Origin of the sequence: Leucobacter soli (assembly GCF_042659205.1) — a bacterium.
Classification (GTDB): Bacteria; Actinomycetota; Actinomycetes; order Actinomycetales; family Microbacteriaceae; genus Leucobacter; species Leucobacter soli.
The window spans coordinates 1-9146 of record NZ_JBHSRW010000092.1; the positions used below are offsets into that span (position 1 = coordinate 1).

Sequence of the window (9146 nt, forward strand, 5' to 3'; positions counted from 1 at the left end):
CCGGTGCGACGCAGTCGACGGTCGCCGCGCAGTTCGTGCACCTCGCGGTGAGCGGTGCGACGCGCATCGAGGAGATCGAGCGCGTCGGCAAACGGAAGCCGAAGCTCGCCTTCCGGCTGCTCGACCCGACCCGCGCCGCCGACCCGCTCGACCGGCGCGCGCTGCGCGCGATCTTCGGCAAGGAGGCGTCGGCCGGCGCCGAGTTCGCACTGCCGAAGCGCAGCGAGAAGTTCAGCGCCAAGATGCAGAAGCTCGAGGCTCGAGGCAGGACGGAAGCCGAGCTGCGCGATTACACGACGAAGGAGCGGAGCGGCATCGCCCGCGTCTGCGGCATCCTCGCGCTCGCGCTCATCGCCGGTGCGATCGTGCTGCTCGCGCTCGGCGCCTCACGCGATCACGACGGCACATGGATGGCCTCGCTGCTCCTCGGCATCCCCGCGCTGATTCTCGCTGTCGTCGGGCTCGTGCGGCACCGCGTCTACACTCCCCTCGGCGCTGAGACGCGCGAGCACCTGCTCGGCGTGCGCGAGTTCATCCGAGTCGCCGAGGCCGATCGCCAGCGCATGCTGCAGAGCTACACGGGAGCCGAGCGCCGCGCCGACGGCGCCATCGACGTGGTGCACCTGTACGAGCGGCTGCTCCCCTACGCCATGCTCTTCGGTCTCGAGAAGGAGTGGGGCCGCGCGCTGCAGCTGCGCTACGAGGCGTCGGGCGTCGCCTCTCCCCACTGGTATCCGGCAGTGGGCGTGCACGGGATCGCGAGCCTCGACCGCACGGTCTCCGGCTTCGCACGATCCTTCGATTCGGCCGCCTCCTACTCATCGAGCAGCAGCGGCGGGTCGACCGGCGGCGGCTTCTCGGGCGGCGGCGGGGGCGGCGGATTCAGCGGCGGACGCTGAACGAGAAGGCAAAGCCTTCGAGTTCCGCGCGGACCCAAGGACCGGAACGCTGCGCCGCCCGTCGAGTGCGCTCCCCTACGACCGACGAGGGGCGTATCGCGCGCTGCCGAATCCGAGCACGAAGAGACCGACGAACTGGAACAGCCAGAGCCAGAAGATCGAGAAGAAGGCGCCCTTGCCGAAGTTCTCGCCCAGCCGGAGCGCGACGAGGATCGCGAAGACGAGGTTCACGATCGGGATCAGGTAGAGCAGCACCAGCCATCCCGAGTAGCCCGCGATCCTGACGACTACGATCGCGTTCACGATCGGGATGAGCGCGAGGATGCCGGGGTAGCCGGCCTTCGAGAAGACCTTCCAGGCGGCGACCGCCCAGAGCACGTAGAAGACGATGGCGATAACCCCGTAGGTGCCGCTGAAGATCGCTGCGACCGCATCGTCGAGCTGCTCGGTGTTGTTCATACGGTCAGTCTATGAGGCGGACGGGGGCCCGGTGGCGGGTCAGAACCCGAGCCGGCCGAGCGCCTTCGGGTCGCGCTGCCACTCCTTCGCGACCTTGACGCGCAGCGAGAGGTAGACGCGGCGGCCGAGCAGCGCCTCGATCTCGCGCCGGGCGCGCTCTCCGACGTCGCGCAGGCGCGATCCGCCCTTGCCGATCACGATGCCCTTCTGGCTGTCGCGCTCGACGTAGATGGAGGCGTAGATCTCGAGCAGGCCGGGCTCGCCCTCGCGCTCGGGCTCCCGCTCCTCGCGATCGTCGACGGTCGCGGCGAGCGAGTGCGGCAGTTCCTCGCGCGCGCCCTCGAGCGCCGCCTCGCGGATCAGCTCGGCGATGCGATCGTCCTCGCGCTCGTCGGTGGTGGTCTCGTCGTCGTAGAGCGGCGGCGACTCGGGCATGAGGCCGAGCAGCACGTCGGCGAGCACGTCGAGCTGCTCCGCGGTCACCGCGGAGATGGGCACGACCGCATCCCATTCGCGCAGCGCGCCGAGCAGGGTCAGCTGCTCGATGATCTCGCTCTGCGAGGCCTCGTCGACCTTGGTGAGGATCGCGATCTTCTTGGCGCGCGGGAAGTCGTCGAGCCGCTCGTTGATGAAGCGGTCCCCCGGTCCGATCTTCTCGTTCGCGGGCGCGCAGAAGCCGATCACGTCGACGTCGCCGAGCGTCGCCTCGACGAGCGCGTTCAACCGTTCGCCGAGCAGGGTGCGCGGGCGGTGGATGCCGGGCGTGTCGACGATGATCAGCTGGCCGTCGGGCCGGTGCACGATGCCGCGGATCGCGCGTCGCGTGGTCTGCGGCTTCGGGCTGGTGATAGCGATCTTCTCGCCGACCAACGCGTTCGTCAGCGTCGACTTGCCGACGTTCGGCCGCCCGACGAACGACACGAACCCGGCACGGAACTCCGGCTCGACCGATTCCGATCCTGCTCCCGCTCCCGCGTCCTCAGCACCCGTCTGCTCCGTCATGCGTCCGTCCCGTCCTCCGTGTCGCGCACCGGCTCGATCTCGCCGGTGTCCCCCGTTCCGCCGACCCAGCGCGCCCCGACCGTCACGAGCCGCTGCCGGCGCCGCTCGGTCTCGAGCGCCGTGAGCTCGATCCCGGAGACCGTCACGACGTCTCCTTCCTCGGCCAGCCGGCCCAGGTGCTTGGCCACCAGGCCGCCGACGCTGTCGACATCGTCGTCCTCGAGATCGAGGTCGAAGAGCTCCCCGAGATCGTCGACGGAGAGGCGTGCGCTGACGATGAACGATCCGTCCTCCTGCTCCACCGCCTCCGGCATCTCGCGATCGTGCTCGTCGCTGATGTCGCCCAGCAGCTCCTCGATCAGATCCTCGAGCGTCACGAGACCCGAGATCCCACCGTACTCGTCGACGACGAGCGCGAGATGATTCGATTCCCGCTGCATCTGCCGCAGCAGGTCGTCGGCCCGCTGCAGCTCCGGAACGAACAGTGCGGGCTTCATGATCCTCGTCACCGCCATCGCCTCGGCGTCCTCGGGACGCCGCAGCACGAAACCGCTCGCGTCGCGCAGGTAGACCACGCCTTCGACCTCGTCGGCATCGCCGGTCACCACGGGCACCCGGGAATGCCGCGAGGCGAGCAGCAGCTCGAGCCCATCGCGCACGGTGTGCTCGGCCTGCACCGTGACCATGTCCGTACGAGGCACCATGACCTCGCGCACCAGCGTGTCGCCGAACTCGACGAGCGAGTGGATGTAGTCCCGGTCGTCCTCCTCGAGCAGCGCCTGCTCGGTCGCCTGATCCACCATAGAGAGCAGCTGCTGCTCGTCTCGGATCCCGCGGGACGAACCGACCCGGCCCGGAGTCACCCGATCGCCGAGCCGGGCCAGCCCGGTCGCGATGGGGCCGAGGATCAGGCGCACGATCCGCACGAACGGCGCCGAGAAGCGGATCATGCCATCGGGGTGATGCGTTCCCACTGTGCGAGGACTCGAGCCGACGAGTACGAACGTGGTGCCCGCGACGATCAAGCCGGCGAGCAGCAGCGCGAACCACAGGTTGTCGACGGTGCGGGCGAGAGTCAGCGTGATGAGCACGGCGGAGAGCGTCTCGGCGGTCACACGTGCGAAGCCGAGCGCGTTCGCATGAGCGGCCTCGTCGTCGGCGATGGCGCGGATGGCCCCGGCGACCCGCGGCGAATCGTCCGCGAGCGCGAGGAGCTCCGCACGTGAACGGACTCCGAGGGCGGCATCGCTGGCGGCCAGCAGGCCGCCGAGTCCGAGCAGCAGTGCAGCGGTGGCCAGGAACAGCGCGATGATCGGGCCGGTCATCGGCCCCGCTCTCCGCGTCCGCGTTCGTGGGCGGCGAAGCCGAGCAGCAGATCGCGCTGCAGACCGAACATCTCCGCCTCCTCCTCCGGCGTCGCGTGATCGAAGCCGAGAAGGTGCAGCATGCCGTGCGTGAGCAGGACCCGTATCTCGGTGACGGTGTCATGCCCGGCGGCCTCGGCCTGCAGCTCGGCGACCTGCGGGCAGATCACCACGTCGCCGAGGAGGCCCTGCGGCGTCGGCGCATCGGGACGCCCCGGTCGCAGCTCGTCCATCGGGAAGCTCAGCACGTCGGTCGGCCCGGGCTCGTCCATCCACTGCAGATGAAGCTGTTCGATGGCGGCCTCGTCGACCAGCGAGACGCCGAGCTCCGTCTGCGGATGCACGTGCATCGATTCGAGCACGAATGCGGCGAGCCGCTGCAGGCCGGCCTCGTCGAAGTCGGCTCCGCCGTCGAAGCCGGACTCGTTGGTGATCTCGACGCTCATGCTCCGGACTCCTCTGCTGCGGTTCCGCGGTCCGCGGGCCGACGCGCGACGTTGCGCTCTTCCTCGTACGCCGAGTAGGCGTCCACGATCCGGCCCACCAGGCTGTGCCGGACGATGTCGTCGGAGGTGAGCTCCGAGAAGTGGATGTCGTCGACGCCGCGCAGGATCCGGCTCACGACCCGCAGACCGCTCGCCGCGATGGGCAGGTCCACCTGTGTCACGTCACCGGTCACGACCATCTTCGAGCCGTATCCGAGGCGGGTCAGGAACATCTTCATCTGCTCCGGCGTGGTGTTCTGCGCCTCGTCGAGGATCACGAACGCTTCGTTGAGGGTACGGCCGCGCATGTAGGCGAGCGGGGCCACCTCGATGGTCCCCGCTGCGAGCAGCTTCGGCACGACCTCCTGCTCCATCATCGAACCGACCGCGTCGAAGAGCGGACGCAGGTAGGGGTCGATCTTGTCCTCGAGCGTGCCCGGCAGGTAGCCGAGCCGCTCGCCGGCCTCGACGGCCGGCCGGGTGAGGATGATCTTCGCGACCTCGCGGCGCTGCAGCGCCTGCACGGCCTTCGCCATCGCGAGGTAGGTCTTGCCGGTACCGGCCGGGCCGATCCCGAACGTCACCGTGTGCTCGTCGATCGCGTCGACGTACTGCCGCTGGCCGCGCGTCTGCGGGCGGATAGCGTGGCCGCGCACCGAGAGGATCGGCTCGCTGAGCACCTGCGAGGCCGTCGGGCCGTCGCCACGTGCCACCATGCGGGTCGCCTCGCGCACGTCGTGACGCGAGACGGCGCCGCTGCGACGCGCGACCTCGAGCACCTCGGAGACCACCTGCTCGGCCGCCCGCACCTCGCCGGCGGGGCCGCTCAGCGTGAGCACATGATCTCGTGCGTGGAACTCGACGTCGGGGTGCTGCCGCTCGAGGTCCGCGATCAGCTGGTCGCGGTGGCCGAGGAACTGCGCCAGATCGACCCCGGTGAGCAGCACGGTGCGCTCGAGTCGCGCGGGCGGTCGACCCGCGGCGGTGTCAGGGGCTGACGGCACTAGAGCGAACCCTCCTCGAGGCCGCCGGCGAGCACATGCGCGTGGACGTGGAACACCGTCTGCCCGGCGTTCGCGCCGGTGTTGAAGATGAGACGGTAGTCGCCATCGGAGTGCTCGTTCGCGACGCTCTGCGCGACGGCGACCATCTCGGCGAGCAGGCCGGGGTCGCCCGCTGCGAGCTCGGTCACGTTCGCGTATTCCGTGGTCTTCGGAACCACGAGGATGTGGACCGGCGCCTGCGGGGCGATGTCGGGGAACGCGATCACGCGCTCGGTCTCCGCGAGCTTCTCGACGGGGATCTCGCCGGCCACGATCTTGCCGAAGATGGTTGCTTCTGCCATACCGACAAGTCTACTCGGCGCCTCCGACAGACTCGCCCACGGCGTCGATCGCTATCAACAGCGGCGCTCGCTACCAGCGGCCGAGCGCGACGTTGAGCACGGCGAGGGCAGCCGGTCCTGCCGATGAGGTGCGCAGCACGGTGTCGCCGAGGCGGAGGATCGCGGCACCGGATTCCTCGAGCGCTTCGAGTTCGCCGTCGCTCAGCCCGCCCTCCGGGCCGACGACGAGATGGACATCCGCGCCGGTACCGCTGCCGGTCGCAAGATCGTCGGCTGCGCCCGCTCCCCCGAGACCACCTGCGAAGCGCTCCCGAGCGTGGTCGCTCAGCGCCCGCTCGCCCTCCGGATGCAGCACGAGCACCGAGGCTCCGCCGCGAGCGAGCTCGCACAGCTCGGCGAGCAGGACCGGGCTGCCCACCGTCGGGATCATCGGCCGCAGCGACTGCTTGGAGGCCTCGCGCGCGATCCTTCGCCACTTCGCGACGCCCTTCGCCGCCTTCTCCGCGCCACCGTCGACACCCGCGCCGACCCAGCGAGACACCGAGCGCTCAGCCTGCCACGGCACGATGCCGTCGACGCCGAACTCGGTGGCCTGCTCGACCGCACGCTCGTCGCGGTCGCCTTTCGCGAGCGCCTGCACGAGCACGATCCGCGGCCCGGTCGCCTTTCCGTACGCGGCGAAGTCGAACCGCACGGCGAAGCGATCCTTCGCGGCCGAGACGACGGCGCCCTCGCCGAGCGCACCGGCACCGTTCCCGACCATGATCCGCTCGCCGACCCGCAGTCGGCTCACCCGCAGCGCGTGCCGCGCCTCGTCGCCCGCGATCTCGACCGTCGCTCCGATCGCGAACGCGTCTGCCGATAGGTCTTCGCGATAGTACAGATTCGCCACCGCTCCAGCGTAGGGTATCGACCCCGCACCCGATCAGCGCTGCCCCGCCCGCATCGCGCGACGTCTCGTCCGCCAGGCATCGCCCGCACCACCCGCGAAAGGCGAAAAAAGGCTGCATGCTCGCCGAGAAGCAGCCTTTTTTCGCCTTTCGCGATGGGAGTAGTCAGGAGCGACGGTGGTCGCCGGGCGCTACGGTAGTAGTCGGGCGCGACGGTCTCAGCCGGGCGCGTCCGGTGCGACGCCCGATCCCTAGCCCGCGCGGAAGAAGCGATCCCGGATCTTGCCGAAGAGCCCCTGCTGGAACTCGCCGAGCGCCGGTGCGGGGTCCTTGCGGTGCGAGGCGAACTGGCGGATGAGCTCCTTCTCGCGCGAGGAGATCTTCGTCGGAGTGACGACCTGCACCGCGAACTTCAGATCCCCGCGCTGCGTCGAGTGCAGGGCCTGGATGCCGCGCCCGCGCACCGTGATCACGTCCCCCGACTGGGTGCCCGGCGGCACGACGACGTGCACGCCGCCATCGAGCCCCTCGACGGTCGTATCAGCGCCCAGGATCGCGTCCGTCATGCTCACCTGCACGGTCGCGAGCAGGTCGTTGCCGTCGCGGTTGAACACGTCGTGGTGCATCACCCGGAACTGGATGAACAGGTCGCCGTTGGGGCCGCCGCCCGGGCCGACCTCGCCGCCGCCGCGCAGCTGCATGCGCGTGCCGGTCTCGATGCCCGAGGGGATGTCGATGGTCTGCGTGCGCCGCTCGCTCACGCGCCCCTTGCCGCCGCACTCGACGCACGGGTGCTCGATCACGGTGCCGTAGCCCTGGCAGCTGCCGCAGGCGTGGGTCGTGACCACGTTGCCGAAGAGCGACCGCACCTGGCGCTGCACCTGGCCGGTGCCGCCGCAGACGTCGCAGGTGACCGGCGATGTTCCAGGCTGGCAGCAGGAGCCCTGGCAGGTGCCGCAGAGCACCGCGGTGTTCACGACGATCTCCCGCTGCACGCCGAACACGACGTCGGCGAGCTCCACGTCGACGCGGATCATGGCGTCGTCGCCGCGCTCCGCGCGCGAACGCGGACCGCGCTGACCGCCGCCGAAACCCTGTCCGAAGAACGTTTCGAAGATGTCGCCGAAGCCGCCCATCCCGCCGGAGCCGTCGCCGCCGAGGTCGTAGCGCTGGCGCTCGTTCGGGTCGCTCAGCACGTCGTAGGCGTGCGTGACGCTCTTGAAGCGCTCCGCGGCCTCCTCGCTCGGGTTGACGTCGGGATGCAGCTCGCGGGCCAGGCGCCGGTATGCCTTCTTGATCTCGTCGAGAGACGCGTCGCGCTCCACCCCGAGGGTCTCGTAATGATCGGCCACGAAGGGCTGCCTTTCTCTTCCGGTGGATTCTGAAGTTCTGGGATTCAACGGCGATGAACGCCGCCCGGCCTATCCGTCGGACAGCAGCTTGCTCAGATAGCTGGCGACCGCCCGCACCGTGGCGATGTTCCCCGCGTAGTCCATGCGCAGAGGCCCGAGCACGCCGAGGTGCGATTGGCTGTCGCCGTCGTGCTCGTAGCTCGAGGCGATGATGGAGGCGCCCTCGAGTCCGTAGCGCTGGTTCTCTCGCCCGATAGACGCCGCCACGTCGCGCCCGTCGCTCGCGAGCTCCCCGAGGAGACGCAGCAGGGTGACCTGCTCTTCGATCGCTTCGAGCACGGCGTGGAGATCGCCCGAGAACCCGCCCGGCCGCGACAGGTTCGCGGCGCCGGCGATCGCGATGCGTTCGCTCCGGTTGGCCTGCAGCTGCCCCAGGAGGATATCGAGCACCCGCCGCACGAGCTCCGTCTCCCCGGGCTGCGCCCAGGTCTCGATCGACTCGGCGAGCTCCGTCGCAAGCACGACCGCCGTCTCGAGGTCGTGACCGAGCAGTTCGCCGGCGATGCGCTCGCGCAGTCCGTTCACCCAGGCCTCGGTGACCCGGGCGGCCGGGAGGCTCGCGAACTGCTGCTCCACGACGCCGCTGCCGAGGATCAGCACGCAGAGCACGCGATCCTCCCCCAGAGCCACGAGGTCGATATGCCGCACCTGGGTGCGCTTGAGCGAGGGGTACTGCACGACGGCGACCTGGTTGGTCAGCTGCGAGAGCACCCGCACCGTGCGCGCCAGCGCCTCGTCGAGGTCGTTCGACTCGCCCAGGAAGCGCTCGATCGCCGAGCGCTGCGCCCCGGTGAGCGGACGGATCCGCGCCAGCGTGTCCACGTAGAGCCGGTAGCCCTTGTCCGTCGGCACCCGCCCGGAGGAGGTGTGCGGGGCGACGATCAGATCCTCCTCCTCGAGCTGCGCCATATCGTTGCGGATGGTGGCCGCCGAGACCCCGAATTGGTGGCGGTCGACGATCGTCTTGCTGCCGACCGGTTCGTTCGAGGCGACGTAGTCGCCGACGATCGCATGCAGCACCGCGAGCCCGCGTCCGGAAACCATGCCGCCCTCCCGTCTGGCACTCACGAGTATAGAGTGCCAGTCTATCCCAGCAGCCGGTGGACGATGGTGTCGGCCAGGAGGCGCCCGCGAAGCGTCGGAACGACCCGCGGCTCGGATCCTCCCGCCCCGAGCGCGGCCCGGCCGTCCACGAGTCCCTCGGCGATCAGCTCGGGCACCGCTCGCCGCTCGGACGCGGCGAGCACCTCGAGGGGCAGGCCGTCGGCGATGCGGGCCTCGAGCAGGATC

The 9146-nt window shown here is 70.0% G+C and carries 10 protein-coding genes and 1 pseudogene; 1 reads left to right on the plus strand and 10 read right to left on the minus strand.

Annotated elements, in window-relative coordinates:
- A partial coding sequence (locus ACFPZL_RS07380) for a DUF2207 family protein (protein WP_382334989.1) occupies window positions 1-899 on the plus strand: 899 nt, incomplete at its 5' end.
- A gap of 75 nt (window positions 900-974) precedes the next feature.
- Here ACFPZL_RS07380 and ACFPZL_RS07385 read toward each other — a convergent pair.
- From ACFPZL_RS07385 to ACFPZL_RS07430, 10 genes and pseudogenes are all read right to left on the minus strand, one after another.
- Window positions 975-1358, minus strand: coding sequence for a DUF5684 domain-containing protein (locus ACFPZL_RS07385; protein ID WP_218113697.1), 384 nt, complete (start codon window positions 1356-1358; stop codon window positions 975-977).
- Window positions 1359-1397: 39 nt separating this feature from the next.
- A complete protein-coding gene (era, locus tag ACFPZL_RS07390; protein WP_218113702.1) occupies window positions 1398-2360 on the minus strand; it encodes a GTPase Era in 963 nt (320 codons plus the stop codon).
- Entirely contained in the window at window positions 2357-3685 is a 1329-nt protein-coding gene (locus ACFPZL_RS07395; RefSeq protein ID WP_218113703.1) for a hemolysin family protein, read from the minus strand. Before ACFPZL_RS07395 ends, era begins: the two co-directional genes overlap by 4 nt.
- On the minus strand, window positions 3682-4170 hold the full coding sequence (gene ybeY, locus ACFPZL_RS07400; RefSeq protein ID WP_218113707.1) for an rRNA maturation RNase YbeY: 489 nt from the start codon (window positions 4168-4170) through the stop codon (window positions 3682-3684). The genes ACFPZL_RS07395 and ybeY overlap by 4 nt, the downstream gene beginning before the upstream one ends.
- Window positions 4167-5213, minus strand: coding sequence for a PhoH family protein (locus ACFPZL_RS07405; protein WP_218113709.1), 1047 nt, complete (start codon window positions 5211-5213; stop codon window positions 4167-4169). Before ACFPZL_RS07405 ends, ybeY begins: the two co-directional genes overlap by 4 nt.
- Window positions 5213-5554, minus strand: coding sequence for an HIT domain-containing protein (locus ACFPZL_RS07410; RefSeq protein ID WP_218113710.1), 342 nt, complete (start codon window positions 5552-5554; stop codon window positions 5213-5215). The genes ACFPZL_RS07405 and ACFPZL_RS07410 overlap by 1 nt, the downstream gene beginning before the upstream one ends.
- Window positions 5555-5624: 70 nt before the next feature.
- On the minus strand, window positions 5625-6446 hold the full coding sequence (locus ACFPZL_RS07415; protein ID WP_218113711.1) for a 16S rRNA (uracil(1498)-N(3))-methyltransferase: 822 nt from the start codon (window positions 6444-6446) through the stop codon (window positions 5625-5627).
- 249 nt (window positions 6447-6695) lie between these two features.
- Window positions 6696-7796, minus strand: coding sequence for a molecular chaperone DnaJ (dnaJ, locus tag ACFPZL_RS07420; RefSeq protein ID WP_218113712.1), 1101 nt, complete (start codon window positions 7794-7796; stop codon window positions 6696-6698).
- 69 nt (window positions 7797-7865) lie between these two features.
- Window positions 7866-8900, minus strand: coding sequence for a heat-inducible transcriptional repressor HrcA (gene hrcA, locus ACFPZL_RS07425; RefSeq protein WP_218113713.1), 1035 nt, complete (start codon window positions 8898-8900; stop codon window positions 7866-7868).
- A 41-nt stretch (window positions 8901-8941) separates the two neighbouring features.
- Window positions 8942-9146: pseudogene (locus ACFPZL_RS07430) on the minus strand (radical SAM family heme chaperone HemW); the annotation flags it as partial.